Source organism: Shouchella xiaoxiensis (genome assembly GCF_016907895.1).
In the GTDB taxonomy this organism is placed as follows: Bacteria; Bacillota; Bacilli; order Bacillales; family Bacillaceae_D; genus Shouchella; species Shouchella xiaoxiensis.
In genome coordinates this window covers 240,833-266,963 of the sequence record NZ_JAFBCV010000001.1, presented here as the reverse complement: position 1 = coordinate 266,963, position 26,131 = coordinate 240,833, and the positions used below count along the sequence as shown (strand labels likewise).

30 protein-coding genes and 1 pseudogene are annotated in these 26,131 nt (G+C 39.4%); 10 read left to right on the top strand and 21 right to left on the bottom strand.

The features are described from left to right. Positions 1-343: 343 nt before the first annotated feature. Together JOC54_RS01420 and JOC54_RS01415 are read right to left on the bottom strand one after the other, a co-directional pair. Positions 344-1,183, bottom strand: a complete 840-nt coding sequence (locus JOC54_RS01420) for an ATP-binding protein (protein WP_204463849.1) — start codon at positions 1,181-1,183, stop codon at positions 344-346. After that, the gene (locus JOC54_RS01415) at positions 1,131-2,051 is read right to left on the bottom strand and encodes a DnaD domain protein (RefSeq protein WP_204463847.1); all 921 of its coding nucleotides are present in this window, start codon (positions 2,049-2,051) and stop codon (positions 1,131-1,133) included. Before JOC54_RS01415 ends, JOC54_RS01420 begins: the two co-directional genes overlap by 53 nt. Positions 2,052-2,528: 477 nt before the next feature. Here JOC54_RS01415 and JOC54_RS01410 point away from each other — a divergent pair, with 477 nt between their 5' ends. Then, positions 2,529-2,774 (top strand): hypothetical protein, encoded by a 246-nt coding sequence (locus JOC54_RS01410; protein ID WP_204463845.1) that lies wholly within the window; start codon positions 2,529-2,531, stop codon positions 2,772-2,774. Between the two features lie 5 nt (positions 2,775-2,779). On the opposite strand, the gene JOC54_RS01405 is transcribed toward JOC54_RS01410, so the two are convergent. Further along, positions 2,780-3,769 (bottom strand): ketoacyl-ACP synthase III, encoded by a 990-nt coding sequence (locus JOC54_RS01405; protein ID WP_204463842.1) that lies wholly within the window; start codon positions 3,767-3,769, stop codon positions 2,780-2,782. 86 nt (positions 3,770-3,855) lie between these two features. Further along, on the bottom strand, positions 3,856-4,878 hold the full coding sequence (locus JOC54_RS01400; protein ID WP_239586524.1) for a YeiH family protein: 1,023 nt from the start codon (positions 4,876-4,878) through the stop codon (positions 3,856-3,858). Positions 4,879-5,221: 343 nt separating this feature from the next. Between JOC54_RS01400 and JOC54_RS01395 the strand changes: the two genes are divergently transcribed. Together JOC54_RS01395 and catA are read left to right on the top strand one after the other, a co-directional pair. Then, positions 5,222-5,611 (top strand): RidA family protein, encoded by a 390-nt coding sequence (locus JOC54_RS01395; RefSeq protein WP_204463840.1) that lies wholly within the window; start codon positions 5,222-5,224, stop codon positions 5,609-5,611. Between the two features lie 165 nt (positions 5,612-5,776). Then, positions 5,777-6,427, top strand: a complete 651-nt coding sequence (catA, locus tag JOC54_RS01390; protein ID WP_204463839.1) for a type A chloramphenicol O-acetyltransferase — start codon at positions 5,777-5,779, stop codon at positions 6,425-6,427. A 415-nt stretch (positions 6,428-6,842) separates the two neighbouring features. Here the strand turns inward: catA and JOC54_RS01385 are convergent, their stop codons facing one another. Continuing rightward, positions 6,843-7,298, bottom strand: coding sequence for a GNAT family N-acetyltransferase (locus JOC54_RS01385; RefSeq protein ID WP_204463838.1), 456 nt, complete (start codon positions 7,296-7,298; stop codon positions 6,843-6,845). Between the two features lie 58 nt (positions 7,299-7,356). Here JOC54_RS01385 and JOC54_RS01380 point away from each other — a divergent pair. Next, positions 7,357-7,864 (top strand): annotated as a pseudogene (locus tag JOC54_RS01380) (MepB family protein). A gap of 202 nt (positions 7,865-8,066) precedes the next feature. Next, positions 8,067-8,873, top strand: coding sequence for a DUF3800 domain-containing protein (locus tag JOC54_RS01375; RefSeq protein ID WP_204463837.1), 807 nt, complete (start codon positions 8,067-8,069; stop codon positions 8,871-8,873). Positions 8,874-8,897: 24 nt separating this feature from the next. On the opposite strand, the gene JOC54_RS01370 is transcribed toward JOC54_RS01375, so the two are convergent. The 3 genes from JOC54_RS01370 to JOC54_RS01360 form a co-directional block, all read right to left on the bottom strand. Further along, entirely contained in the window at positions 8,898-9,299 is a 402-nt protein-coding gene (locus JOC54_RS01370; protein WP_204463835.1) for a hypothetical protein, read from the bottom strand. Positions 9,300-9,311: 12 nt separating this feature from the next. Continuing rightward, a complete protein-coding gene (locus tag JOC54_RS01365) occupies positions 9,312-9,518 on the bottom strand; it encodes a helix-turn-helix transcriptional regulator (protein WP_204463833.1) in 207 nt (68 codons plus the stop codon). A gap of 127 nt (positions 9,519-9,645) precedes the next feature. Further along, on the bottom strand, positions 9,646-10,062 hold the full coding sequence (locus JOC54_RS01360) for a VOC family protein (RefSeq protein ID WP_204463832.1): 417 nt from the start codon (positions 10,060-10,062) through the stop codon (positions 9,646-9,648). A gap of 164 nt (positions 10,063-10,226) precedes the next feature. Between JOC54_RS01360 and JOC54_RS01355 the strand changes: the two genes are divergently transcribed. Then, positions 10,227-11,441: an MFS transporter gene (locus tag JOC54_RS01355; RefSeq protein WP_204463831.1), complete on the top strand. Its 1,215-nt coding sequence runs from the start codon at positions 10,227-10,229 to the stop codon at positions 11,439-11,441. A 183-nt stretch (positions 11,442-11,624) separates the two neighbouring features. Here the strand turns inward: JOC54_RS01355 and JOC54_RS01350 are convergent, their stop codons facing one another. Further along, positions 11,625-12,026 (bottom strand): cytidine deaminase, encoded by a 402-nt coding sequence (locus tag JOC54_RS01350; RefSeq protein ID WP_204463830.1) that lies wholly within the window; start codon positions 12,024-12,026, stop codon positions 11,625-11,627. 383 nt (positions 12,027-12,409) lie between these two features. Between JOC54_RS01350 and JOC54_RS01345 the strand changes: the two genes are divergently transcribed. Continuing rightward, entirely contained in the window at positions 12,410-12,892 is a 483-nt protein-coding gene (locus JOC54_RS01345) for an ArsR/SmtB family transcription factor (RefSeq protein ID WP_204463829.1), read from the top strand. A gap of 1 nt (position 12,893) precedes the next feature. Next, the gene (locus JOC54_RS01340; RefSeq protein WP_204463828.1) at positions 12,894-14,159 is read left to right on the top strand and encodes an MFS transporter; all 1,266 of its coding nucleotides are present in this window, start codon (positions 12,894-12,896) and stop codon (positions 14,157-14,159) included. Between the two features lie 111 nt (positions 14,160-14,270). Here JOC54_RS01340 and JOC54_RS01335 read toward each other — a convergent pair whose 3' ends face one another. From JOC54_RS01335 to JOC54_RS01295, 9 genes are all read right to left on the bottom strand, one after another. Further along, entirely contained in the window at positions 14,271-14,759 is a 489-nt protein-coding gene (locus JOC54_RS01335) for a GNAT family N-acetyltransferase (RefSeq protein WP_239586523.1), read from the bottom strand. Between the two features lie 75 nt (positions 14,760-14,834). Beyond that, complete coding sequence (locus JOC54_RS01330) at positions 14,835-15,884, bottom strand: DUF4236 domain-containing protein (RefSeq protein ID WP_437183500.1); 1,050 nt, start codon at positions 15,882-15,884, stop codon at positions 14,835-14,837. 551 nt (positions 15,885-16,435) lie between these two features. Further along, a complete protein-coding gene (locus JOC54_RS01325) occupies positions 16,436-16,927 on the bottom strand; it encodes a hypothetical protein (protein ID WP_204463825.1) in 492 nt (163 codons plus the stop codon). A 277-nt stretch (positions 16,928-17,204) separates the two neighbouring features. Beyond that, complete coding sequence (locus tag JOC54_RS01320) at positions 17,205-17,702, bottom strand: immunity protein YezG family protein (RefSeq protein WP_204463823.1); 498 nt, start codon at positions 17,700-17,702, stop codon at positions 17,205-17,207. 92 nt (positions 17,703-17,794) lie between these two features. Then, the gene (locus JOC54_RS01315) at positions 17,795-18,124 is read right to left on the bottom strand and encodes a hypothetical protein (RefSeq protein ID WP_054792377.1); all 330 of its coding nucleotides are present in this window, start codon (positions 18,122-18,124) and stop codon (positions 17,795-17,797) included. Between the two features lie 116 nt (positions 18,125-18,240). Further along, a complete protein-coding gene (locus JOC54_RS01310; RefSeq protein WP_204463821.1) occupies positions 18,241-19,989 on the bottom strand; it encodes a DUF6792 domain-containing protein in 1,749 nt (582 codons plus the stop codon). A 14-nt stretch (positions 19,990-20,003) separates the two neighbouring features. Beyond that, on the bottom strand, positions 20,004-20,633 hold the full coding sequence (locus JOC54_RS01305) for a YvcA-related protein (RefSeq protein ID WP_204463819.1): 630 nt from the start codon (positions 20,631-20,633) through the stop codon (positions 20,004-20,006). 303 nt (positions 20,634-20,936) lie between these two features. Beyond that, positions 20,937-21,149, bottom strand: coding sequence for a hypothetical protein (locus JOC54_RS01300; RefSeq protein WP_204463817.1), 213 nt, complete (start codon positions 21,147-21,149; stop codon positions 20,937-20,939). 158 nt (positions 21,150-21,307) lie between these two features. Continuing rightward, a complete protein-coding gene (locus JOC54_RS01295) occupies positions 21,308-21,733 on the bottom strand; it encodes a MarR family winged helix-turn-helix transcriptional regulator (RefSeq protein WP_204463815.1) in 426 nt (141 codons plus the stop codon). A 171-nt stretch (positions 21,734-21,904) separates the two neighbouring features. On the opposite strand from JOC54_RS01295, the gene JOC54_RS01290 reads away from it, so the two are divergent. Then, positions 21,905-22,948, top strand: a complete 1,044-nt coding sequence (locus JOC54_RS01290) for an NADH:flavin oxidoreductase/NADH oxidase (protein WP_204463813.1) — start codon at positions 21,905-21,907, stop codon at positions 22,946-22,948. A 248-nt stretch (positions 22,949-23,196) separates the two neighbouring features. Here JOC54_RS01290 and JOC54_RS01285 read toward each other — a convergent pair whose 3' ends face one another. Both JOC54_RS01285 and JOC54_RS01280 read right to left on the bottom strand, forming a co-directional pair. Beyond that, positions 23,197-24,042: an SDR family NAD(P)-dependent oxidoreductase gene (locus JOC54_RS01285; RefSeq protein ID WP_204463811.1), complete on the bottom strand. Its 846-nt coding sequence runs from the start codon at positions 24,040-24,042 to the stop codon at positions 23,197-23,199. Positions 24,043-24,359: 317 nt separating this feature from the next. Next, the gene (locus JOC54_RS01280) at positions 24,360-24,545 is read right to left on the bottom strand and encodes a hypothetical protein (RefSeq protein ID WP_054795093.1); all 186 of its coding nucleotides are present in this window, start codon (positions 24,543-24,545) and stop codon (positions 24,360-24,362) included. A gap of 164 nt (positions 24,546-24,709) precedes the next feature. Here JOC54_RS01280 and JOC54_RS01275 point away from each other — a divergent pair, with 164 nt between their 5' ends. Continuing rightward, entirely contained in the window at positions 24,710-25,255 is a 546-nt protein-coding gene (locus tag JOC54_RS01275; RefSeq protein WP_204463809.1) for a GNAT family N-acetyltransferase, read from the top strand. 45 nt (positions 25,256-25,300) lie between these two features. Here the strand turns inward: JOC54_RS01275 and JOC54_RS01270 are convergent, their stop codons facing one another. Continuing rightward, a complete protein-coding gene (locus JOC54_RS01270) occupies positions 25,301-26,080 on the bottom strand; it encodes an SDR family oxidoreductase (protein ID WP_204464434.1) in 780 nt (259 codons plus the stop codon). Between the last annotated feature and the right edge of the window lie 51 nt (positions 26,081-26,131).

Below are 26,131 nucleotides of genomic sequence, written 5' to 3'. Positions count from 1 at the left end.
GTAATTGAAAACAAGGTAAACTTCAACTATACCAGTCCCTTAAAAACATTTCGTTACATCATAAATCCACTGCCAAAGAGAACCCTTTTAATGCTTATAAAACAAATAATGCTTCTTATATCTGTTAAATACGTGAAGGTCATGAATGATAAGTAAGTGAGGGAGCTAAAAGAAGGCTTTAAATAAAGCCTTCTTGACGTTCATACTTGAAAAGACTGAGGCTTTTCCTCATCAGCAAAAAGATTGTAGTTAGTAACAGGAGCAATATAAATGGAGAAACAAGTAAGTGATTCACGTAAAGCGCACTCTCCTTATTCTATCTCCTTATACAGATCGTCTCTTGTTACGTTGAAAAACGATCCAACGCCTTAACCCACTCGCGGTAATCTTGTCCGTCCATTTTAATCGACGTTGTTTTGTAGAGGATGCGTGAAAAATTCCGTCGTCCAACACGATCAACTAGTTCGTCTGCACTTAAGTTTGTCGTATAAATCGTTGGTTTTCCTAGTCTCGCATCAACAATTTCAAACAGCTTTGAGGCGACCCAGCCGTCCGCGTCCTTCTTACTGTATTCCGCTCCAAGGTCATCCATACAGAGGCAATCGACTTCAACCAGCCGCTGAATGATGTCGTACTCGCTTTGTTCACTGTTTGGTTTATACGTTGCGCGAATTGCTGCTAGTAGCTTTGGAACAGAAAGAAACAGCGTCTTGTATCCTTTACTGCTTAAGGCCTTGACGATCGAATAGCTTAAATGACTCTTGCCAATTCCAGTCACCGGTCCACTTAAAATGAGATTTCCGCTCGTTTTCGTAAATTCATCCACATAGGACTGACAAATCGAGTGGGCCTCTTCCTGCTTATCCGTAGTAGGTTGATAATTATCAAAGCGAGCATCAAGTAAATCGACGTTTACAAGGCTGAATTGCTCAAACCACTTCATCTGGTGCTTTTGCTTCATTTTGATTTGCGCCTGTCGTGCTTCTCTTCCAAGCCTTAAGTCTTCACACTTACAGCCCCGATTCATTTCTTTCATTTTCCCTTTTTCCGTTCCGAAGAAAAGCATCATCTTATAGACAATCACCTCTTGTTCACAACCCTCACATAAAAAGCGCCGAACCTCATTCTCATCAGAAATCTGCCGATGGATATTCTTCTCGAATAGATCGCGTAGCTCTTTCATGGTTAACACTCCTTCGCTTATTTGCTTGCTTCGGTCTTTTTTTCGCTTCAAATTGCTTTTCCAATCGAGCGTCATCAGAGGCAATGACATCCTCCAAACTGGAAAACCCGCTTTTCTCCCAGTTAAACAGGAGCGTTTTCGTATAGCGCCAGCTTGGGCGCTCTGCCTCTTTCGTTTCTTCAAGCGCTTGAATTAATAAATCGACCCCTGCTGTACCGTTACGCTTAAACCATTCTGTTAGCCATGTTTTCATCATTTCATTCGGGTTTAACAAGTCGAAATATTCGCTTATCTCATCGAAGCGAAGCGCGTTTGTTGTTGCTGTTCGCTGACTCTTAACTAAGTTCTTTTTTAAGTTCTTTAAAGACTTAGATCTACTATCAGCGATTTTTAACTCAAACTGTGGGTGTGCCTGTGGCTCGTCCACGGGTTTTACCTGCGTATGCATCTGCATTTTCTGATTGGGTTTCCCCTTAGCTTGTCTGTCTACTTTCCGCGCAGTCGCAAGCATTTGAGCTTCCTGTCTCTTCCGGTTTAGCTGAGCTTTTCGCTCAGGTAAAACAGCATCTTCTTGCTTCGGTTCGTCCACAGCATGTTCCTCAGAAAGCAATGTATACACGGCAAGGGAACTGCCTGATTGCGATACCACATGCAAAAATCCAAGCGTTATTAATTGACGTCTCGCTCTAAAAAAAGCATCTTTTGACAAGCCCGACAGCTGACAAGCATCTTGATTCTGCCACTCAAAACGATTCGTCTCGCGAAGTAGACTTTGATAATAAAGCGCCTGCCACAATGAGACAACATTTTGATGAAACGATTCTTCAAACTGCCTCCGTGTAAATCGGTCATACATGGTCTGCATCATTTTTTTCCTCCTTTCTCCAAATAGTAAGCGGTTACAAAACTGGAGTGAAGCTTCCAATCTCTTCCTCTTAAACTTAACTATACGATTATTTTTCAAAAGATCAAGCACTTATCAAAATATAACCGGTTATATTTCCAAAAAAGTCAATAGGTATTTTACATCTTTTTTAGCATATTAGTTCTAATTTTTACGTAACAGTTCTAATAAAATTTTTTAAAATGAAACATCTAGAGAATTAGAATTAAATAAAAGGAATTTTATGGTATAGTATAATCTAGAATGGTTTTAAATTGATTATTAAGGATTATTTTTATTAAAAAGCCCTTTATTCCCCTCTTTTTTCTACTTTTTCTATGTACAGCCTGCTCTCATGATCAAGAAATACGAGTTGGTTACGCTGACGACGATAATGAATTTCAAACAAATTTTGACGAACCGATTACATCAGTCGAAACCATTGAAACCGTTCAACAGATTATGAAGCAAGGAGAGGAAGTACCGATTACTAACCGCCCTACTGAAATCGAACCTATAACCCTCATGCACAATAGCCTAAAAGAATCCGTCACGTTCAATGCTTATCAGCTCTATCTCTTAGATGACCAGTCGATCCTGTTTACACATGCCATTCATCAATCTGATTCGGTCAATGAAGCTTTTCTTTTATCAAAAGCAGATTCAGACACATTAAAAGAGCTTCTCCTAATCGAAGAAGCCCAATGATTCACTTATGCAGGATCAATTCCCCACTTAATTAACAGACCGGCTTGGGCGAGTCCCCCGCCAAAGCCATAGAGTAAAATTAAATCATCTTTTTTTACCTTGTTCGCTTTAATGCCCAGATCAAGCGCTAGAGGAATCGTTGCCGACGACGTATTGCCATAATGAACAAGGCTATACAATGTTTTTTCAATCGGAAGATCACTTTTCGTGCAAATCGATTCAATCATTCTCAAATTTGCGCTATGAGGAATAAACCAATTGACGTCGCTTAATGGAATCTGAGCATTATCCATCACCTGTTTCATTCCTTTTGGAACGGAAGAGACCGCCCACTTATACACTTCACGCCCGTTCTGAACAAGGTTTCCACTGTTGACCAACTCTTTTTCAGCCATCTGATCCGACAGATTCGTGCTGTACAGATGCTTGCCTCCCTTGCCTTCTGAGCCAAGATGAAACGAAAGGAAGCTTGGGTTTTCCTCGTTCAATTCAATAAGTGCCGCACCTGCTCCATCTCCAAACAAGATGCAGGTGGTCCGGTCTTCCATATCGGTTACTTTTGATAACGTTTCCGCCCCGACTACAAGAATTTTCTTGTTCAGACCTGCCGTAATTAAACCATTCGCCACGTGAAGCCCGTACGTAAAGCCAGCACAGGCTGCATTTAAATCAATCGCACCAGCATGATTGATGCCAAGCCTGTCCTGAATAACGGAAGCGACGCTTGGGGTTTTGTAATCAGGTGTTAATGTACAGACGATAATCATGTCTACATCCGCTAAGTCTTTGTTATAACGGGTTTTTAAATCGATCGCTGCTTGATAGGCTAAGTCACTTGTATATTGGCCAGGCTCAACAATTCGTCGCTCTTTAATGCCGGTTCGCTGCACAATCCACTCATCATTTGTTTCAACCATTTTTTCCAAATCATGATTCGTTAACGTCCCAGTAGGTACATATGAGCCAATTGCTGTTATCTGTGCCTTTGATTGCATCTTAAGACCATCTCCCTTTTTCACTATTCACTTATATTAGCACTAATCATTAGTAGTAGATACTAATTTATGAATCAATGATTGAATTATCCCAAATTCAATAAATAAATGAAGAGCAGCCCTAAAGCAACCAAACTAATTGATCCGATTAACCCTGCGTAAAAAACAGTCATTCCGAGCTGTTTAAATGCCTTCAGCTCCACGTTTAAGCCTAAACCAGCCATTGCCATCGCTAGTAGAAGATAAGAAACGGTAATCAATTGTTCAACGAATTCAGTTGGCAAGATGCCTGACGTATTGACGGCACTCATCATGAGAAACCCGAGAATAAACCACGGAATAGGCAGTGTTTTTAGTGAAAACGAGTTGCTTGCTTGGGCATTAGCTGCTTGCTTATTCATGACGATACCAATCAATAGTGCAACTGGTACGAGTAAAGCTACCCTAGTCAATTTCACAACAACCGCAATATCTTCCGCTTCCGTTCCCCCAGCGGTGGACGCAGCAATCGCATGGGCAATTTCATGCAAGGTTCCACCTGCAAATATGCCATACTGATAATCACTTAACGGTAGAATTGGATAGACAAATGTATAGATTAACGTAAATAGCGTTCCCAATACGGCAATAACCGCCACACTTACCGCGACTTGATGATCTTTTGCTTTTAAAAGCGGGGCGATTGCCACAATTGCCGCCGCTCCGCAAATAGCCGTGCCACATGCGGTTAAAAGGCTGAGCGTTTTATCGACCTTAAACAATCTTGCTAATCCATATACGGTAACGAGCGTTATCCCGAGTAACAATGCCGCGTACAAAAAAACAGTGATACCTGCATCGTAAATGTCGGTTAAGTTTAAACGAAGCCCGAGTAATATAATCCCAAGCCGCAGCAATTTTTTACTTGAAAAAGAAACACCCGTGCGATAAGGATCCTTTAAACCAATGGTATGATTCCAAATAATCCCGATAATGATTGCTAAAACCAACTGTCCGACAACGTCTAAATAAGGTACTTTGGCTAGCCAGCCGGCTACCAGAGCAATAAGAAAAGTAAGTAACACACCTAGAAGAAAGAATGTTGTCTGTTTCCTGTTGTTGTCTGTCATGGTCATCCCTCCTAAAAGAGCATAACCGATTTCATCTAATTAGTTAAATTAATATATAGAATAAGTATCATTAATAATAGTAATAAATAATGTTCAGCAACCGTGTGGTAGAATACAGGTAAAGAAATGACGTCTCACAGTTGAAGACAGGCGAGCTATGATTTTAAACTAACAAACACCCACTCGAGAGGAGCGTATCCGACTAATGAAAAAGAAACTATTGCCATTCTTATCACTAGGATACGGATACTCCACTGCTGTTTTCTTTTAAAAAAAGTAGATTGGTGAAGTCTGTCTACTTATAAGAAAAAGCAGTAAATCTCAAAGTGAGTGAGGTCTTTGAATGAAAAAGATTCAACGTACAAACCCAGCAACAATGTCCAAACCAGTCGGGAACTATAGCCACATCACCCGCGTTCCACAAGGAGCAGAATGGATCGTCACGTCCGGACAAATCGGGACAGACGCAAACAGTGAGATTCCCGATGCCTTAAACGATCAAGTCACCAATACGTTTGTGAATCTAAAAAGCATTCTCGAAGCAGAAGGCTTGACCGAAGAGAACGTGGTAAAAGTGAATATTTGGGCAACCGAAGAACTTGATTGGGACCATCTTGACGCCAAGTGGGACGCGCTTTTCCCTGCTGACTACCCGTCAATGACGGTCGCCTATATTAGCGCACTCGGCCTGCCAGAATTAAAAATTGAGATTGAGCTCTGGTGTGCGAAATAATGCAAAAAGGAACAGTGGAAGCTGTTCCTTTTTATTTATAGATTGAGGATTGACCTGAAATTTGGTAGAATCCGTCTAACCGTTGAAAAAGGAATGATCGCAATGAAAAAAGCAGACAAAATAGCCTCCTAACCATCCATTCCAATACCATTAGGAGGCTATCAAATGACATTCGAAAAAATAGATTTAGCAAACTGGAAACGAAAAGAAACGTTTGAACATTATTATCAGCAACAGACATCGTTTAGCATCACTACAGAGATTGATCTAACAAAGTTGAAACAGGCGCTTGATCAGCACGGGATTAAACTCTATCCTGCGCTTATTTTTCTACTGACAGAGGTTGTCAATTCGAATTCTGTTTTTCGAACAAGCTTTAATCAGGACGGAGATTTAGGAATTTGGAAAAAGCTTAACCCGATGTATACGCTATTTAATCAAACTTCTGAAACATTCTCAGCGATTTGGACAGATAGCTCCACTGATTTTCGTCAATTTCATCGTAACTATCAGGCAGATGTGGCGCAATATGGTAGCTCAGAAACATTGTTTCCAAAGAAACCGATACCGGAAAATACAGTCTCCATCTCAATGATTCCGTGGACATCGTTTACAGGATTTAATTTAAACATAAACACCAATAAAAACCATCTCCTTCCAATCATTACAGCAGGAAAATTTGAAATGAAAGAAGAAGCGCTTCTTCTGCCTTTATCGCTGCAAGTGCACCATGCCGTCTGCGATGGGTATCATGCAAGCCTGTTTATGAACGCTGTTCAAGAGCGGGCTGATAAGCCAATCGATTGGCTTATGTAGTAGCTAAAAAAAAGCGTTAATCAAAAGGTAGAGCGGTCGATTTCCATTTCAGGCGGAAGCTTGCCGCGGAGGAACGGCTGAGCCTTCGCAGTCTTCGTCCTGCTTGTCTCACCACGCCCCTTCTTCCGCTGGCGTCACCGCCTTCCTTTCCAATCAACAACAATAAGAGGCAGTGACACAAGGCTATAAACAGAATGAATAGACGATCAGTGATCGTCTGTTCGTTTTTCATCTACATTAACATAAAGAGAACCCGCGACTCCTATAGGACAGCACGAGTATGAAGACTTTGTTGTGGCGGTATTTTCACGAAAAAGGCTGAGACCGTGCCCACGGAAAGCGTGGATGTATTAAGAAGAACACAACGGTTTGTCACAGGCTCTTTTTATATGTAAAAGCTCTTTTCAGGTTATGATTACTTTTTTACCACTTTCACGACAGCCATTTCCTTACCAAATCGATCCCCTTGATCAACAAAACCTAAGCTCTTATACAAGTGATGCGCTCCGGCGTTTTCAGGATGATAGCCGACAACGATCTTTTTGGCATTCAGCCGTTCGGTCATCTCTTCAATCATGAGTGTTGTAGCCGCCTTGCCTAGCCCCTTCCCTTGGTAATTTTTATCAATCATGATACGATAAATCCAGTACCCATCAAGTTCTTCCTTAACCGAATTAAACATGAGAAACCCAATGGCTTGATTGTCCAAGTAGATTCCATAAGGTTTTAACGATGGTTCATACTTTGATTGAGCAATTGACAAAGCATTTGATTCTATAAATGGCTCTTGCTCTGGTGTCACAACTAATTCACAACAGTCGTACCAGTTATCTTGGTTTAATTCAACAATTCTCACATTTTCTTTGTGCATGGTTTTCTCCTTATTGTCATTTACTTTTTATTATAGCAATCCTCCGAGGTGTACATAAATGAACGATTTTCAGACCGCGTTAACGTTTGTAACCAAACAAGTTTATCAGCCAAATGGACTCACCGTTTCAAACATCCTTGAAGAAAAGCAAAAATGCAAAATACGGAGCCGGTATGTTCCTACTCTCGTCAAAAAGCGTGCGTTTCAGAGTTGCTCATAAAACGCCAACGAAGCTCGGTCAGTTTGTGGCGTTTTGGGAAAAAGATGAGCATAACCAGAATCAGCCTTTCTCAGCTGAAGCCTCTCCTGATTTGCTTGTCATCACAACGTTTAAAAATAAGACCGAGTTTGGACAGTTTGTATTTCCAAAAGCATTGTTGCTGAAGCAACATATTCTCCGCTCGGACACAACAAAAGGAAAGATGGCTATGCGCGTTTATCCGGTATGGGACAAGCCGACGAGCAAACAGGCGCTTAAAACGCAGGCTTGGCAGCTGCCTTATTTTATTTATTTGAGTGGTTTGGAAGAAGATGAGAAGTTATCGGGATTCTATCGTATTAAGTAACAGATGTATACGTTTAAAAAAGTTACAAATCATTAGCCCAATGCTTAAGATAACGAAAAAAGTGTCGCAAGGAAAAAGGTTCCTTGAGACACTTTTTTTCTAAAACGCGTCGCAAATTCTGGAGCAACGAGTTATACTTTACTATAAGTTTCTATTATCTAAATTATGCAGGATAATGTCAAAATTGTAAAGAGGATGATGAATGTCACATGTCAAAATTTTTTTTGATGAGAGTGGAAAAAATAACAACAAACCGCATTTAATGGGTGCATTATTAATTCCCGATACTATTCTCAGTTTAACCGAATTAAGCCATTTAGAACCGCTTATCAACAAAGGTATTCACTGGACTGATTATAAAGGACATTCTGTCACAAGGAAGAGAATTGAATATGTAGTTGAAATATTGGATAAACACTTCGACTATTTTAAATTTAATCTCATTAATTATGATCAATCAATCATTGAAAAGAAATCTATCTATTATAAAGATGTAGATGGGTCATTGGGAAATTCAACGATTTATATGAAATTACCCGAGAGAATTATTTATGGATTATTACGTAATTATGGAAAAATAACATCATTAACTGCTGAAATTGTGATTGAAGAAGCAGAAGAATATAAAACTCCTGCCATTGATTTAAAAAATACATTAACACGGCAATTAAATATTCAAGCTCTCTACAGAGGCGAAAATTTTAAAATTATATCAAGTAGATATGCACCAAAGAAAACTGAGTTAGGACTCGAATGCACCGACCTACTATTAGGTATCATACGAACAATTATTGAAAATCCTTTACCTGATTCAGCTTCAAACGTACTCTCATCAAAAAAGCGAAGTCAGATAAGCCTCATTTTGAAATTACTAAAAAACAAGGGATTCCACTCCTTTTTGCAAAGAGTGACTTTTTATGAACTTGCCGACACAAACTTAAGGGAAATTCATTTTAATACATATTTAAACGTGTTCATTACTCAAAATTATAATGAATTTCTGACATAGATTTGCTCAAAATAGACTTCACCCTTAAACCCTCTTTACCACCATCGCACCTAAACCAAGAACGATATAAACAGCCATCAGAGCGACAATCAACCACCCTGTTTCCACTGTATGAACACCTGCAGCATACAAGCTTATCAAGCCGATTCCGAGAATCATTAACAAGACATAAAAAGCAACAACGATGTATTTTGTCATGATTTTAATGGTTCGCTCATCCACCTCCGGAACATTGCCATGCTTTCTCTTATGCTGTTTTGAAAGAAAGATAGTGGATGCAACACCTATTCCTGTTCCGACGATAATGGGCACGATGACGTCCAATCTAAATTCACCGTAAGCCAGATACATCCCCCATGTACCACCCCCGATCATAGATAGAACGATCGTTACCCAAATTAATAGTGATAACGTTTTGCGACTCATACCATTTCCTCCTTATTGATCGTCTTCTAAATAAAACAATTGCTCAATCGGCACATCAAAATAGCGGACTAGCTTTAATGCCAATTCAAGACTTGGATTATACTTGTTTTTTTCAATCGCATTAATCGTCTGTCTTGTTATTTGCAAATCTTCCGCCATCTTAACTTGCGTAATGCCTTGCTGCTGTCGAATTTCTCGAATATGATTAATAACCTTCATTGCTCACCTCAAAAGGTAAAGATATCTTTACACTCACTCTACACCATCCTCACCTAATTGTAAAGATATCTTTACACACGGAAAAAGACACACCCTTTATAAGTGCGTCTAGCTAAATGAAAAGCATTTAGTTTACTTTCGTTAAAATCCCTTTAAACACTGGGCTTAATTCGCTCCAGACATCAAATTTATTCCCGTCTAAATCAATGAACACAAAGTTTCTGCCCGCATGGCCGCGATCTTCCACTTCACCGACCTGAATTCCTTTGCCAACAAACTCCTTGCGCAACGCCTGTAGCGCTTCTAGTCCATCCACTTCAAATGTTAGCGAAAATTGCTCAAATCCAGTCGCAGTTTTGAAATTGGCAGATTGATCTTTAGCTGCCTTAATCAAAAAGATACTCTGATTAGCAAGATTCAAAATCGCCTTAGCCTCGTCTTGATACGTTAATTCTGCGCTTAAATTGGTTCTATACCACTCCGCTGCGTTCGTGACATTGGTCACCGGGATATACGTTGTACCCACTCGTACTAGTTGATTCATTGTCTTCCTCCTTTTTGACAAGCCTCCATAGATTTTTCTCCATTTGGAAGGATAATCCTGTCTATAAAAACGTAAAACAAAACTTTTCTAAAAAAACCTCTTGCCTACGACGTAACGTCACAATCTAAGATAGGATTTATCCAACAATAGAAAGGACGTTCTAAATGGAAAAACCCATTTTAAAAAACCGCGCTTTTATCTTTCTTTTTCTCGCCAGCTTTCTGGCGATTATTGGCTTCAGCATGTTCTTTATGACAACAACCTGGTTTGTTATTTCTGAACTCGGCTCGGCCAGCTCGCTCGGCATTATTCTAATTGCAGTGTCGGTACCACGCGTGTTGATGATGGCATTTGGTGTGGTCATCGCCGATAAATACAAAAAAACAACGATCATGTTCAGCACCAGCTTTATTCAAGGCATTCTCCTTGTCGCGATCTTTTTTCTAAGTCAATCCAACCAGCTGACCTTTGGCTACCTGCTCATTCTCGGCTTTATTTTTGGAACATTGGATGCCTTTTCTGGACCTGCTGGAACATCATTAATTCCGAAGCTAGTGCCAAAATCACAAATCAAACAAGCGAATGCGATGATTCAAGGATTAGGACAGCTTGGCTTTATTGTCGGTCCAATCATCGCAGGTAGCGTAATGGAATTTGGTGGGGTCACGACTGGATATTTTACCGCGGCAATCGTCGTTCTCCTGTCTGCCTTCTTCATGTTTCCTCCCTTCTTAAAAGAAGGTCCCGTTGATAATACGGTTAAGCAGACACCTTTTAAAGATTTAGTCGAAGGGTTTTCGTACGTGAAGGCCAGCAAGTTTTTACTGACAGGGATTTTGATTTTAATTACGCTAAACTTCTTTGGCTTTGGGGCAATTTCCATCGCCATTCCAATCTTAGTGGAAACGTATGGCGGTACGCCGATCAACTTAAGCTACATTGAAGCTGGCTTAGGAATTGGCATGCTGATTAGTACAGCCATCATCGGCATCGTAAAAATAAAGCGGCGCGGCCTCGTTTCGCTGCTTGGCTTGATTGCTACTTTGGTTGTGGCGCTTGCCTTCAGTCAGATTCCGAACTTAACGATTCTAACCGGGTTGGCGTTCTTGATCGGTTTCACAATGACCTTTGTTGCGATTCCCTTCTTTACGTCTGCACAAGAAGACACCGACCCGCGCATTATGGGTCGCGTCATGAGTATTGTGTTTTTAGCAATGAATGGGTTTGATCCGCTTGCCTATGCCAGCGTCACCTTCCTCGTTGCAAGAGGGTTTGATATTCAAATGGTCATTCTTTCGTTTTCTGCTGTTGGGTTGGTTATTGCGTTACTAACGTTATGGAGAGGAAGAACGTATCGGAGGTATGAGTCGAAGTATTGAGTTATTAAACAATGTAGAATGAATACGTCTCACGGTTAGGTCACAAGCCATCCTTTCATGACCTAACCGTTTTTAGTATTTATTTCGCCACTCTACTGAGGGCTATGTAAAGATATTTTGTCAAACACAGTATGCGCATAAACGTATTTAATCTAATACTTTTCCGAAGAAATGATTAAGTAACTACCCTTCATACGCCTTGTACCAATGATACGGCTGAATCTCTTTTAACGTTTTAAAATCTAGCTTCCCAGCCGTATTCGTCACCGCCGCTTTTACATCTTCTCCCCAGTAAAACAGCCGCTCTTGGCACACACCACATGGGGTTAAAACAACATATGGGGCATTCTCGTCTTCGCGGGCAACACAGATGGTATGTGTCACTTTCGTCCCATACTTATGCGCTTCAAGAATCGCCCCGGTCTCCATACATAATTCCGTCGAGGCGTTGATCACATCTGGCGCAATGCTCGTTAAAATCTGACCATCTTCCGTCGCCATCGCTGCCGCCCCTCCCCAGCCAGACTGGTAGCGCTTTTCGACTAAATCGGTCGCTGCTTGGTAGAGGGTTTGTTCGATTTTCATAGATTAGTCTCCTTCAGTTGTCGTTTGGGTAAAGGATTAATTAAACACCTCCCTCCCAAAAATAGGAGAAAGGATTACAAGTCTACTACTCTATCAACTATACAGAAAATAATCTCAGCGTAAATCACTAGATTATTTTTACAAAGCCCCCCAGCTTCAAAAACAACGATTTGTGCTACTTCTTACTCAGCCTACCGAAACCATTGACACTTCATTTTTACAACTCAAACACCTTGCATCCAATCCATCACTAATCATGAATCCTCTTTTTTTCAAATAATTTCACTAATAACGAATAATACACTTTACATTTGGAAATCCAAATAGTATTATAAACACAAATGTATTTGCAAATCCAAATCACTAGAGGAGAGTGACCAAACATGGATCATTCAAAACAAGACAGAAACAAAGCAATGAATATTAACTGGGATCAACAGAAAGTATTGTCTCACCCTTTACGGTCCAGAATGGTTGCTCTGTTTTTTGAACAGCCGATGACCCCGAAACAAATGGCTGATCTACTCGGGAAAAACCCCGGTACGGTTTACTATCACATCCAACAGCTCTTAAAGCACGATCTGTTAATCGTAGAAAAGATTGATACAGATAAGGGAATTGTCGAGAAATACTACAGAGCAAGGGCGATGACATATAAAAATACCGAAGCGGTAAAAGACCCTACCCTTTATGATGGCAAACAGACGGATGTCTACTTATCTAAAAAACTTGTCGAACAGTTAAACCAAGAATTATCAGAGTTGTTCTTTAAGTATGGTCACTTGTCTTTTAAAGAGAAAGATGAAGCGAAACAAATGCCCTACTCGATTGAGTATCTCATTAAGAAAACGACTGAGGAGGATTAAGATGAAGCTAAAAATTCAACCGTTTATGTTTGAAAGAAACTTCATTCTTTTAATGACTGGAGTCTTCATCAATGGATTAGGAAGTGGTATTTACCTGATAGCGGGAATGTTATTGGTTTTGAACCTGAGTGGTAGCGTCTTGTATTCCGGCTTTGCTGTCTTTGCGATTACGTCTGCGGGTGTTCTATCTTTTATGATTGCTCCACTCGCAAACTATTTCAAATACAAAAACGGATTGGTTTACAGCAATCTTATTAAAGCGCTTATCTTATTTACGATTCCTCTACTACATAACACGGTTGGCTTACATGTTTGGTACGTCATTGGCTTGTTATTCATAGTAGCGCTATTCACGCAATTTACGTACCCAATTGAGTCAACCATCCTCCCAATCATCGTTGGTAAAGAAAATGTCTTATCCGCTAATGCCTTCATGCAAACGATTCGTGAAGCGATGGACATTGCTTTTATCGCAGGAGCAGGTATTCTCATTACGTTTACAGGAACGGTTCCTGCGATTTCTATTACAGCTGTCTGTCTCATTTTAGTCACGATTTTCTATTCGTTTTTCAACTTCCCACAACCAGATCTGGCAAAAGATTCATCAAAAACTATAAGCGCCGCAGTCCAGTCTTATATATTTGATCTCAAAGCTGGATTCACGTATATTGGAAATTCACTAATACCAAAAATGATTTTTTCAATCGTTTTTATAAACCTTGCTATGGTTATTATGACAACGAACATGCCAGCATTCACACTATCAAAAGGAAATGGCGTTGAAGCAACCTATGGCTTCTATTTAGCAGCCATGTCTATCGGCATACTAATTGGTACACTCCTCACATCCAAATTAAAACACGTTAATTTCGGAAAACTAATTATTTTTGTTTTTTTCGGTACAGGAGTGATGTGGATTGGTACAGCGATTCTTCCACTCGTCTTCTCCATAGTTTTGTTCAGCATTGGAGCCATTTCCATTGGAGTATTAAACATTCTTGTTTTTTCATCAATTCAAAGTCAAGTCGAAACAGCTTTTATTGGTAGAGTTATCACCCTCATGACTAGCGCAGCTGCGCTTGGAATGCCAGTTGGCGCGCTGCTCGGAGGATTTCTCGGGGACCTATTTGCACCACATATCCCTGTTTTGATTTGTGGCGTTTCCATGATTGTTTTTAGTCTTTATTGGCTAAGCAGCTCCGTTTTACGGAAACTGCCAAAGATTGAAGATGTAAATCTGTTTATGGGCAAGAAAGTTCAAGCTTAGAAATTTCTCGATAAAGCTTTCATAGAGCAAGGTGGTCCAATTTTTTGGTGGGACTATCTTGCTTTAATCATCAGTGAGAAATAAACCTTCTTACCAAGCTTCCCTAGATTTTTAAGAGGACCTAATCAAATAAATCACCTGCTCCTTGCCAAACCTAACGAGAGTTCTTTCCTCTTTCATGCCTAATTTCTCTAACAGTTTACAAGAGGACTTATTTGCAGTCTGTGTTTCCGCAATGACTTTCGCGACATGTAAATCCGTTAGGGCATAAGCAATAATTTCTCGAAGTACTTCTTTTGCATACCCTTTTCCCCACCACTCTGGTAAAAATTGATAGGATAGTTCAAGCTCAACGCCTTCGTGGTGTGGATCAAGCGAGACTAGCCCAATGAAAGAATCTGTCTGCTTCTCTCTAACAACCCAATAATAACAATCTGCCTTTGGATGAAGCATGCCGACTACACTCGCTTCAATTGAGTCATCATTCCGTATCCCACCAAGAAACTCTCTTACTTCCTGATTGACATATAACTGCCTGACATCAATAACATCCGATTTCTGAAAAGACGTTAACAAACACCTGTCTGTTTCGAATATCATCCTTAAGCCTCCTTTTATTGTATTGTGATTCAGTAAGAATAATCTTCGCCCATTTTTCCACAGACATATTCCTCCTTAATTGACAGCAAGCGGTTGATAACCTTTTGTCTTCAAGAATTTCCACTTTGGTTCAAATCCCTCAATAGCTGCTACTGGCTCTAACCTTTCGAAATTTAGATTCTCTAATTCTTCTTTTGCAAATGCTGCTTGTATTAAAAGAAATACTTTATGATGTCCATCTGTTGGATCAACTTTTTCTTCTATAACGTTTATAGAAATCTCTTTTATGCTAGCTAACGTATTAAAACAGTCCTTGACTACTTTTAAAATAATTGAACATATATGCTGTTGATATAAACTATAATAGTTTGTTTTAGTCTGTGCTTTTGTAGATAAACGGCCCGTTTTTGATAGACTCGTTACCTCATCTGGTATAAGCGTATCGTTTATGACAAGATCAATGAGTATCTCATCCTCTTTTAACTCTAACCTAATCTTAACTCCAAGCTCACTCTCTATTTTGAAGAAATCCGTTTGTCTTAGAAGTTCTAAGTATAAATCTGGTGTAGCACTCGCAAACATTTGTGCTTGCTGAACCATCTCTAACCATTCAGCATAGATTTTTTTATCCTTTTTGCTCGCTTCACTGACTTGCTCTTGCAAGTTGTTTAATTTAGCCTTATCTTTCTTGAAAATTTTTGCAAAAAAAGATGGTTTATACTCTTTAAGTACTTGACTAGCTGCTGCTTCATTTTGACCCATTTCACCAATTTTAAAAGGCGGCTGTTGTTTGGCTCTAGCATTCCAATCTATAGGTTTAATCAAATTTAAATGCAATTGAGATAAAGCAAGGACTCTTTCTTCATACTTTTCGACTATATAAGCAGGAGTCTGCGTATAATCATAAACTTGTTTTGAAGAACTATTACCGTTTCCACCAGTATAATTATTTGTAGTGTTCATTGGTTTTGTTTTATTTCTCGATTTCTTACTGGATGAATGCGAATGAGAATAAGAGACCCCAGTTCCAGGCACACCAACGGTAGTTGTTCTTCTGCCACTACTATTTATTGAATGTCTAAATCCTTTTCCCCCCATACTAACTCCCACTGACTTCTTTCCCACATTTAACCGAACACCTGGAGCGATCTTCACACTTTTCCTAAATCGAAAACCCATGTTATCACAGCCCTTTTCTATGATCTTTGTTTTCAGCCTACGTATGCCTAGTAACCTAAGTTTAACATTTTATTGGTTTTTTTTATTCAAACATTACCACTTAAAAGCAGAAAATTCATCATCTTTTATTTAAAGACATCTGTTTAACTAAACTTATTTTTAGCCTTTTCTACAATGATTAGTTCATTCATGACTAAAGAGAGCTCCCCATAAAGTGGGTAAGCTCTCTTTAGGATATAAAATTGCATTTCTAAAACTGTTCCTTAGGATTCGGAATCGAATTCTCTGCTTTCCCATTCTCTATGTTGCTATTTTCTTCGTTTCATAATCAATCGCCGCATCAAAAATTTGACTCCTAATAACAATCATAAAATTGGGTTTTAGGATTAATAAGATTCATTAAGGCTTTAGCCGTTTAAGGTGCTGCATTTCATTTTACATCTGACCATAAGTTAATGATGATTTTTCATTAAAAGAGACATACAAATGTAACCCTTCTACTTCAAGTAATGTTCTTCTAATAACTCTCGAAACAGTGTTGCATGTTCAGAGGGTTGACTTTGGTAGGATATATAGTAATCTATTCCAGATACACTTGCATCCTCTAGATCTAATTCTTTAATGACTTTTTTAGTTTCTTCTTGCATTTGAAATTGGTTCCTTAAATATACATCTACAACACCTACCCAATCTTCTTCTCCTAATTCTTCAGTTGGGTACTCAATCGAAGGAAAAGCATCGGAAACTGCTTTCCATCGATCTAATATTATCTCAGTCTCCTTAGTCGCAGACATAATAAAGTAACCTTCATCGTCTTCATCCTTAATCTCCAAACCAAACATTGAAGCTGCACCTTCTTGCATACTAAGATACTGGGCTTTCTGACTTTCTTCAATTTTTTCCTTCTCGTTTACATAATTTAAGAGGAGCAGTACTATAACTAGAGAAATAATTAAGCTAAGAACTAGAATGGTTTTTTTATACTTCATTGGTTTCCTCCTGATTTTCGTACAACTAGATCTTCAACTTCTCCTTCAACATGTGCACGATCTATATAAGCAAGTAATCCCCTTGAGCGAATCTAGATTGTTCTAAAATTTTACCTCCATCGCTAGAATATTTGCAATACCTTCTACCTCAGCTTGAGTTAATGACCGCTCTATCTCAGACTTGCCTTCTTCATATTTATTTACCGTGTCCACAGCATTATAACCTGCTCCTAGTTCCCAAAATTTTTATTGAAAAATCATAAAATTTCAATTTCAATTATTTGAGTTTGTTTTCCGCCTCATACTCCTTCATTGATTCCATTAATTCGATATTATCTTTTGAATCAGTCTTTCTTTTAACGTATTTATATTCAAAGTACTTTATTCTAGAGCTTGGTCCATAATCGCTAACTGCCCAATTTATATAATCAAAGTGTACATTTAATCTGCCATCTTCCTTAAGTAGAAACGTCACAGAAAACCAAGGTTCTTGGTCATTATCTATAAAAATCTGTCTTAATTTCTTTGTTACTACAATGATCTCTTGAAGCTCTCTATAGTATTGTTTCTTATCAACATGATAGATTTTAGGAATATAGTGAGAAAACACGGGCTCATCCTTATGAAGTTTCGTTTTAAAAAAGAAGTATACTGCCCCTTCTTGACTCGTCACTTCCCCATTAAAAAAAATTTCATTCCATTCATTTGGGATTATCTCATTCAAACGTTGTGCTAATTCTTCGTACAACTTGTTCAATTCCATCTCATAACTCATAATTGTCATCCCCTTGCCTTGTTTAATGTGCAACCGGTAGCAGCAGGGCTATAAACATTCGAATGTTAAATCCAATTTATCCTTCGGCTATACTAATCCTTGGGCACTTCCATATACGTAATCGTGAAAGGCTGCGTTTTCATCTCGTTGGCTTGTTCATCAAACTTCGTATGAAACTTGATGAACTCGTCCACCACAAGTTGAAGTCGTTCCTGACTTTCTAAAGTGTTCGACTCGACTTCCTCTACTGTTGCTAGTATGATCTCTCCTTCACTTGAATCAAGCACCGCTGTCACTTTTTGTTTTAACTCACCAAGTCCTTCCATCATCTCCTGCACATGGTTTACGATTCGATTTCGTTTATAATCATACGCTATTTCTTCTTGCAGCTTATAAGTGCCTTTATAACCAAATGTGTCCATTATTTCCCCTCCATCGATCCATCTCTCTGATCAAATTAATTCCACCTGCCATGCCAAAAAAGCAAGTGATTTTCTTCCCCTACGGTTAGGTACTTGTTCAATTTATCATGAAAAGACTACCCAGATAAGTGTTTAAACATGCCCGCCACATTGTGTTCGACATCAAAGATTTCTTCTAAAGCCTTGCGCATTTCTTCCGCTGTCGTTTCAATTCGTTCCCGGTTCAGTTTCACTAACATCACCATCCCTTCCATCGGTGCACCAACAAGCGGCTTAAAAAATTCATCAAATTTCAAATTTGTAATTAAACCACTGTACTCTGTAGGTAATAAATGGCGATAAGATTGGTAGTTGCTTTCGATGTTTGACATTTTCGTACCTAGTTGTTTCTTTTTATTTTCGTAATAATCGATATAATTTCCTTCCATCATCGCCAAATACGTTTCCAACAACGTATCTTGCTCGTCTAAGACGCTCGTTATCGCCGCATATGCCTCAAGGGTTTGGGAAAGGTTTAACGTAATCTGCCCTTGTCCACCTGGTCCTCCACCCGTTTCAAGATACATCTCTCCTCCTTGATATGATTTCCCTACGGCTATTTCATTCATCAGTGCTTCTAAGCTATGATGTTCATAGGCAGCTTCGCCAATCCCGTCAAGTAACTCACTTATGTTTTTAAAACGTGGTTCCAATAAATAGTTGTAAGACAAATACGCATACGCAGCATCATCGAGACCTCTCTTTAAACTCAAGCCTTCCCCTTCGTAAACTCGCGTATAGATCGACTCAACACTACCTAAAAGCATTTGCACTTCAAGTTTCAGTAATTGTGCATCCTCCTCAGACAGGTAGCCAGCCTCGCCTAATCCTTCAACCAGTCCGCCCATTGAACTTTTAATGGCATCAAAATCCATCGGTTCCACTTCAGGATTTTCAAGATAAAACTCCACGGCATCTTGGATCGCCACTTGAAGCACGCCACCAAATCCATCTTCTGCATAAACCTCCCCATAAGGGGCAAGGAAGTCGCCTAATAATTGCAAATCTTCTTTTGGTATCGATTCCATCGCTCCCACAAACCCATCATTGACATGATCCGTTTGATGCTCCTGAACATTTCCAACCACAAACATGGCCGGCATTACATCAAGCGCATAGAGAAAATCACTTTTGGAGCGGTCTTGATGAATGTTAGTGCCTTTGTCCTTGTAATAGTCTTTTGCAAAGGCTTCGAGGTCTTCTGGTGGGATGGAGCGGATTGCATTGGAGTCCTTATTCTCTAAACCGAACTCAGTTATAACGGCTTGATTAAAAACATAATCTCCAGTTATTTGTTGAAGAGCATTAGATTGTGCTCCGTTATAGGTGTTAACTTCTTCAAAAACATTAGTCCTTAATTGCATTTGAGTTAGCGTGTTATGAGCTTTAGAATGTCCTAACCCATATATTGGAACCTCTTTTACATCCCATTCTTCCCTAGCTGTATTTAGAAATGCATATGTATCTCGTGCATATTGACCACCACCAGTTCCAACACCAATACTAAAAGTGTTATCTATCCAATCCTCAAACGAAACAGTCCCCCTAGAAATAAGTAACATTTCATCGGCATTTTCATTTTCATTATCATAGTTTAATAGTATGGCAGTACCTTTGGCATCACTAGGATATTCAGAGGTTTCTCCACTTGGTACCATATGCTTAATCTGAATAGTTGCATTTAATGGTTCACCAGTTTCTTCGAGGTAAATACGTTCTATTTTATCTATAATTTTTTCCTCATTATAATTTTCATCTGAAAAATTATATTCCAAATTAATTAGTCTCATCTGCAACTCTTTTAATTTAAAAGCTGATTCGCCCATTTGGTTACTCCTATCTACCCTTTATCTGTAAAATTAATTGACTCAACTAGCTGGTTAAAGTATTTTTCTTCATTATTAAGTTGTAATTCACATTGGTTTTCATCTATACAAGCAATACTATATCGTAAAGAAATTGCTTCATTACCATCTTTAGAAAAAGTATAAGCAAAGAACACATGAAAAGGCTTATCATCTATTTCTTCATTTGTTAACTTCCCTTTATAAATTTCGTTAGAATCTGTTTCTTTTAAATCAAACTCACCCGTAAAACCAATCTCTTGCTTAAAGGATTCTAGATAATTATCTTTTTGATCTTGTGGATATCTGCTAATATATACAGTGAAAACCGATAATCTTCTATTATTCTCTTCATCTGGTTGAGAATATTCCACTTCCTCAACTGCATTATTCTCTACTTTATGGAACATCTCTCCCATTACCGCATCTTTCGGCATCAACATCTCAAACCCGCCTAACTCCCCACGCATCCGGTAAAAGCCTTCTTCCTCTTCTTCCGTAGACACAAGGAACTTGCTTGTGAACTCATCTTCTGCCGCTTTACCTAAATCTTGTTCAACAGGTTCTTCGTTGTTCCCATTATCTTCTCCATTTGGTTGTTGCGGGTTTTCTCCTTCATTAGTCATATTGCATCCTCCTATCAATAAAGCGCTACATAATACACTTATGGTTAGCCATTTCTTCACTAGTTGTCTCCCTTTCTCCCATCGACAAGGGTTTTTCTTCAACATCTCTGCAATTTTCTGATCATTTACACATACCCTACCTACATGATATAAAACCCTAATTTTTCCTGCAAGGGATTTAACGAATCTATTTAAATAAAAATGGTTTAATCCTTCGAAAGACAGTTAAAAAGTTTTTTACACCATTCAAAGAACGTCTCTTTTCCACGAAACAAAAAAGCTTTCCCCTTAAGGAAAGCGCAACTAAAGCGATTCGTTTCTCTTTTTTAGCGTTTGCCTTAGGAGAGCAACCACAATAATGAGTGGAGAGCTTGCTATAGTAAGGAGAATTGGCGTTGATCCAAACTGATTCGTTCCACTATCTCTTAAAATTAAAAGTGCAAGCGAAGAAACTAATAACATTAGAGCAACAACAATCAATACGTTCTTTACCACATTAAGTGTCTTAGTGTTCATATGATTCACCTCATTCATTATAGATTTATGCTATCCCTTTCAACTATGGCTTCTAGTTACCTATAGCCTGTTAAACCCAATTAAAAACCATAATTTTCTATCCAATTCCATAAAAAAAGGGATTTCCCTACTTTCAGGAAACCCTTTCCACTATCAACTTACTCCGTACTCAAAGAATAAATATGCTTCATATCACTTGCCTTTAATGATGTTTCAAGCTTCGTTTCTAAAGCGGCCAGCAGCTGCTTTACTAAGTCTTCACCGGTCTCCGTTAGCTGAATGGCATAGCCTCTTTTATCGTGAGCTAGCGCCTTTTTTTTAATGATTGTTAACCCTTTGTAATCGAGCAGCCTTGTGACCATTCTTGACAGGGCACTCGGACTTAGCTGAACTAAGCTTTGTAATTCCGATTGCTGTAATTCGTTATTTTTTGCTTCACTAAGAAAATAGAGAAAGTAAAAGTCATTTAGTCCCAACTGGTGTTGTTCCAGTAATAAATAGTTCATTGCTTTTGATATTCTGGTGTAGAACTTTGAATAATTGATCCACGCATCCATAACGTGAATCTTGCTTTGATCTGCCATATGACTAACCTCAATTCTTTTATCCCTCTTTAGCATACTATATTGATAAATTGTAGACAATTGTGCCACTACGATATAAAAGTCTTGCATTCATGAGAAATCTGTTTATAATCAAATTTCAAGGGAAAATATTTGCGTGCGCAAACAAATAAATGATTGGGAGTGGATTTGATGTCTATTATACAAACACCTTATTCAATTAAAGGACTAGATTTAAAAAATCGTGTTGTTATGCCGCCAATGTGTCAGTATTCTGTTGACAAAGAGGATGGTATACCGAACGATTGGCACTTTGTTCACTATGTTTCTAGAGCTGTTGGTGGTGCTGGATTAATCATTATGGAGATGACTGGCGTCGAACCAGATGGACGAATTACCGATCAAGATTTAGGACTGTGGACAGATGCGCAAATTCCAGCGTATCAACGGATTATTAACGAAGTTCATAAGTATGATACGAAAATCGGGATACAGATTGCCCACGCTGGTCGAAAAGCAGAGGATGCTACTCAACCCGTCAGCGCTTCGAATATTCCTACTGATGTTATTCCTGAAGAGACGAAGAATGGCAAATTAACTCCGCCGAGAGCCTTAGAGACAAGCGAAGTAAAACGAATGATTTTGAACTTTAAGGAGGCGGCTGAAAGAGCGGTAAAAGCGGGTTTTGATACGATTGAATTACACGGAGCCCACGGATATTTGCTGCATCAATTTATGTCTCCAAGTATTAATAACCGCTCTGACGAGTATGGCGAGTTATCTAAGTTCGGTGTAGAGGTCATTAAAGCAGTTAAATCGGTCATGCCGAAAAATATGCCGCTCTTAATGCGCCTTTCAGCTATTGAATATATTGATGGGGGCTATGATCTCGATCATTCACTAGAAATGGCAAAGTCGTTTCAAGCAGCGGGAGTAGATATGTTCCATATTTCAACAGGCGGCGAAGGGTTACCCGGTAAAAAGAAACCACTCAATACGCCGGCTTACCAAGTCCCTTTCGCAAAAGCGTTTAAGGAACAGTTACATGTTCCTGTAATTGCAGTAGGTCGATTAGAAAATCCACAAGTTGCCGAATCTGTTTTATCGAATATGGATGCTGATTTAGTCGCAGTTGCACGTGGAATGTTAAATGATCCGTATTGGGCCATGCATGCGATTAAAGAAATTACTAAAGAAGTTACACCACCAAAACAATATGGAAGAGCAATCAGATAATGAATTAGCACCTAGAGAGGTTGGACACTGATACAAATACGTTATAGGAGCATCCTCCGCTTTTCGCGGGCGTGTCCTCAGCGTTTTTCGTAGGAATACAGACCAGTTCAGACTCGTGCTGTTTCATTGGAGCCTCCTTTTCTCCTAACATTTATTTAGAAGAAAAACGAACAGACGATTAATCCAAATTGGATCATCGTCTGTTCATTTTGTTCACATCCTTTTGTCCCTGCTACTTCTACACTTATCTACTCTTCAGGATTCGGAATGGCGTTCTCTGCCGCTCGGCTTACGCTTTCCCATTCTCTCCATGTTGCTATTTTCCTCGTTTCATGGTCAATCGCCGCATCAAAGATTTGACTCCCTAACAGCAATCGTAAAGGTGGGTTTTCAGCGTTAACGAGTCTCATTAGCGCTTTAGCCGCTTCCTTAGGGTGGCTGTCTCTGCTTTCGTATTCTTGGCTTGCCAAAAACTCTCGGACAGGACGATATTCTTCCTTTACATCCGCAAACTGCATTTGCGTATAAAGATTCGTCCAATACCCGCCCGGCTCCACGATTGAGACATCGATGCCAAAATGAGAAGCTTCTTGTGCCAGTGCTTCACTAAAGCCTTCTAACGCAAATTTACTGGCGCTATACATTCCCGTCAGCGGCCCCGCAAGTACGCCACCGATGCTAGAAATTTGCACAATATGACCAGATTTTTGTTTTCGCAAATAGGGTAGAACAGCTTGACTAACCCAAACAGAGCCATAGAAATTGGTGTCTATTTGCTGCCTTATTTCTGCTTCAGTGAACTCCTCGACCATTCCCATAATCATATTGCCTGCATTGTTCACTACTACATCAAGGTTTCCAAAATGGCTTACTGCTTGATCAATCACAGTAAAAACCGCTTCCCTATCGGTAATATCCAGTTTGAACGACTTAAACGTATCCTGATATTGTTCTTCAAGCTCATTCAAGCTCTCTGTCGTTCGCGCAACGCCAACAACCTTGTCTCCTGATTCAAGGGCTGTTTTCGTAAACTCTCGTCCTAAGCCGCTACTAGCACCTGTGATGAACCATACTCTTGTTTTACTCGTTTTCATAAAGACACTCCTCATCTTTTTTAGGATAAAAATGAATCAAACAGTGTCTCTTACCTTTTTAGATAAGGCGTGGATATCCGACAAATTCAAAGAAGCATGGCTGTAATCGCCATACTCCTCCATAAACGTTAAGAGATTTATAAATGGACAGATTTATCCCGCTTCACCCTGAAAAAGTCAGAGCCAATGAACGATTCAATTAGTTGTTCAATGCACGGAAATGAATAAGCATTTAATAACCCCTCCTTAGATTTGTAGGTAGAATTATAGCTGAACTCGAATGAGAAAGCAAAATGTTCTCACATGCTTTGGTAACGTCAAATTTTCACCTTACCCGACACGATCGAAGAAGTAACAATGATGATAGGCAGGATCAAAATGATAAATAGGATGTCTGCCACTCCAGAGAATAGCGAAAAAGCATGATAAGCCCACCGAATCACAGAAAACATGGCAACAAATACCGCTAGAAAAACAACCACTCTTACAAGAATAAGAAACATTGGAACCTCCTGTTACGACAAGGTGAAAGCCAAAACACTCTGATATCCTCTTTTTTATTCCCCCCGTGTCATAACCTTATTCCTGCTTCAAACAAGCTATAGATAATAACCAGCGATCTAGGATTTTTTGATAAGATGGTAGTAATACAAAAAGGAGGACCACAATGTTTATCAAGCAAATAGATGAGAACCTGTCTATTCGGTTAATTGAAATGAGTGACGCTGACCGCGTTTTTACATTAACTGACGATCACAGAGACTATTTAAAAGAGTGGTTACCGTGGGTTTACTCCACCCACAGCGTTGAAGATACAAGAAATTTCATTCGCAGACGAATTGAAGGCTATAAAGACAAGAAAATGATTAGTACCGTCATTCTATTTAATGGAGAAATTGTAGGCATGGTCGGGTTCACTAGCATTGATATTTCAATAAAGACCGCATACATCGGCTACTGGCTAGGTGAAGACTTTCAAGGGAATGGCATCATGACGAAAGCGACGAAAGCATTAACGGACTATGGCATGGACGAATTAAAGTTAAACAAAGTAGAAATTCGCGCTGCCGTTGGTAATCACAAAAGCAGACGTGTTCCAGAGAATCTCGGGTTCATTCATGAAGGAACCATCCGAGCTGGCGAGTGGAATCATGACCATTTTGTGGATGTTGCGGTTTATGGGATGTTAGCTGAGGAGTGGAGAATGGAATAGAAGCGGTAAAAAGGATTGCTAACTATCAGCAACCCTTTTTACCTTCTACTTGCCTAAAAAACCACCCTCGCTCCGAATGGTTTGTCCCGTTAACCAATAAGAGTCGTCGCTAGATAGAAATGAAATTGTTTTTGCGACATCTTCGGGCTTTCCTATTCGACCAGAAGGAAACTGAGGTAGTAAGTGGTTCTTAATCTCATCATTCATCCAGCCTGAGTCCGTCGGTCCGGGATTAATGGAGTTCACCGTGATTCCGATAGGTGCAAGCGCAACGGATAAAGGCTCTGTGGCCGCAATAATCATACCTTTTGTAGCAATATAAGCTAGGTTATTAGGGTCAGGTCCACCTGAAACCAGATTGATAATTCGCCCAGCCTTTTTATCTTTAAAGCTTTTTTCATATTTCTTCGCAAATTCAACTGATAGCATCAATGTTCCCAAATTGTTTACTTTATAATGCTTTGTTAACATTTCAGCATTCAAATCGCGAAAATTTGTTGGAGATTCATAAGTTGCGTTATTAACTAGAATAGACGCTGTCCCAAGAGATTGTTCAACAGCTTCCAACAGCATTATTGGAGCTTCTTCTAGGCTTAAGTCTAACGGCATTTGGTTTGCCCGCACACCAAGACTTTTTATCTGTTCACACAGTACATCTGGAAAATGAACCTCTTTCCCGTTTCCCTCAACTTCATCAAAACTAGACCAATGCGTAAAGAATATATCTACACCTGCTTCTGCAAGGGCCAAACAAATAGCAGCACCTATTCCTTGAGCGCGACTTGCTCCAGTAACTATAGCGATTTTCCCATGTAAAGGCTTCATCATCATCATCCTCCTATTAATGAGGACGCACGTAAACAAGACCAGTCGTAC

Excerpts from the sequence above, each read along its gene's own strand:
- JOC54_RS01420 (WP_204463849.1), bottom strand. The coding sequence starts at position 1,183 with ATGAAAGAGCTACGCGATCTATTCGAGAAGAATATCCATCGGCAGATT.
- JOC54_RS01415 (WP_204463847.1), bottom strand. The coding sequence starts at position 2,051 with ATGATGCAGACCATGTATGACCGATTTACACGGAGGCAGTTTGAAGAA.
- JOC54_RS01410 (WP_204463845.1), top strand. The coding sequence starts at position 2,529 with ATGAAGCAAGGAGAGGAAGTACCGATTACTAACCGCCCTACTGAAATC.
- JOC54_RS01405 (WP_204463842.1), bottom strand. The coding sequence starts at position 3,769 with ATGCAATCAAAGGCACAGATAACAGCAATTGGCTCATATGTACCTACT.
- JOC54_RS01400 (WP_239586524.1), bottom strand. The coding sequence starts at position 4,878 with ATGACAGACAACAACAGGAAACAGACAACATTCTTTCTTCTAGGTGTG.
- JOC54_RS01395 (WP_204463840.1), top strand. The coding sequence starts at position 5,222 with ATGAAAAAGATTCAACGTACAAACCCAGCAACAATGTCCAAACCAGTC.
- catA (WP_204463839.1), top strand. The coding sequence starts at position 5,777 with ATGACATTCGAAAAAATAGATTTAGCAAACTGGAAACGAAAAGAAACG.
- JOC54_RS01385 (WP_204463838.1), bottom strand. The coding sequence starts at position 7,298 with ATGCACAAAGAAAATGTGAGAATTGTTGAATTAAACCAAGATAACTGG.
- JOC54_RS01375 (WP_204463837.1), top strand. The coding sequence starts at position 8,067 with ATGTCACATGTCAAAATTTTTTTTGATGAGAGTGGAAAAAATAACAAC.
- JOC54_RS01370 (WP_204463835.1), bottom strand. The coding sequence starts at position 9,299 with ATGAGTCGCAAAACGTTATCACTATTAATTTGGGTAACGATCGTTCTA.
- JOC54_RS01365 (WP_204463833.1), bottom strand. The coding sequence starts at position 9,518 with ATGAAGGTTATTAATCATATTCGAGAAATTCGACAGCAGCAAGGCATT.
- JOC54_RS01360 (WP_204463832.1), bottom strand. The coding sequence starts at position 10,062 with ATGAATCAACTAGTACGAGTGGGTACAACGTATATCCCGGTGACCAAT.
- JOC54_RS01355 (WP_204463831.1), top strand. The coding sequence starts at position 10,227 with ATGGAAAAACCCATTTTAAAAAACCGCGCTTTTATCTTTCTTTTTCTC.
- JOC54_RS01350 (WP_204463830.1), bottom strand. The coding sequence starts at position 12,026 with ATGAAAATCGAACAAACCCTCTACCAAGCAGCGACCGATTTAGTCGAA.
- JOC54_RS01345 (WP_204463829.1), top strand. The coding sequence starts at position 12,410 with ATGGATCATTCAAAACAAGACAGAAACAAAGCAATGAATATTAACTGG.
- JOC54_RS01340 (WP_204463828.1), top strand. The coding sequence starts at position 12,894 with ATGAAGCTAAAAATTCAACCGTTTATGTTTGAAAGAAACTTCATTCTT.
- JOC54_RS01335 (WP_239586523.1), bottom strand. The coding sequence starts at position 14,759 with ATGATATTCGAAACAGACAGGTGTTTGTTAACGTCTTTTCAGAAATCG.
- JOC54_RS01325 (WP_204463825.1), bottom strand. The coding sequence starts at position 16,927 with ATGAAGTATAAAAAAACCATTCTAGTTCTTAGCTTAATTATTTCTCTA.
- JOC54_RS01320 (WP_204463823.1), bottom strand. The coding sequence starts at position 17,702 with ATGAGTTATGAGATGGAATTGAACAAGTTGTACGAAGAATTAGCACAA.
- JOC54_RS01315 (WP_054792377.1), bottom strand. The coding sequence starts at position 18,124 with ATGGACACATTTGGTTATAAAGGCACTTATAAGCTGCAAGAAGAAATA.
- JOC54_RS01310 (WP_204463821.1), bottom strand. The coding sequence starts at position 19,989 with ATGGGCGAATCAGCTTTTAAATTAAAAGAGTTGCAGATGAGACTAATT.
- JOC54_RS01305 (WP_204463819.1), bottom strand. The coding sequence starts at position 20,633 with ATGACTAATGAAGGAGAAAACCCGCAACAACCAAATGGAGAAGATAAT.
- JOC54_RS01300 (WP_204463817.1), bottom strand. The coding sequence starts at position 21,149 with ATGAACACTAAGACACTTAATGTGGTAAAGAACGTATTGATTGTTGTT.
- JOC54_RS01295 (WP_204463815.1), bottom strand. The coding sequence starts at position 21,733 with ATGGCAGATCAAAGCAAGATTCACGTTATGGATGCGTGGATCAATTAT.
- JOC54_RS01290 (WP_204463813.1), top strand. The coding sequence starts at position 21,905 with ATGTCTATTATACAAACACCTTATTCAATTAAAGGACTAGATTTAAAA.
- JOC54_RS01285 (WP_204463811.1), bottom strand. The coding sequence starts at position 24,042 with ATGAAAACGAGTAAAACAAGAGTATGGTTCATCACAGGTGCTAGTAGC.
- JOC54_RS01280 (WP_054795093.1), bottom strand. The coding sequence starts at position 24,545 with ATGTTTCTTATTCTTGTAAGAGTGGTTGTTTTTCTAGCGGTATTTGTT.
- JOC54_RS01275 (WP_204463809.1), top strand. The coding sequence starts at position 24,710 with ATGTTTATCAAGCAAATAGATGAGAACCTGTCTATTCGGTTAATTGAA.
- JOC54_RS01270 (WP_204464434.1), bottom strand. The coding sequence starts at position 26,080 with ATGAAGCCTTTACATGGGAAAATCGCTATAGTTACTGGAGCAAGTCGC.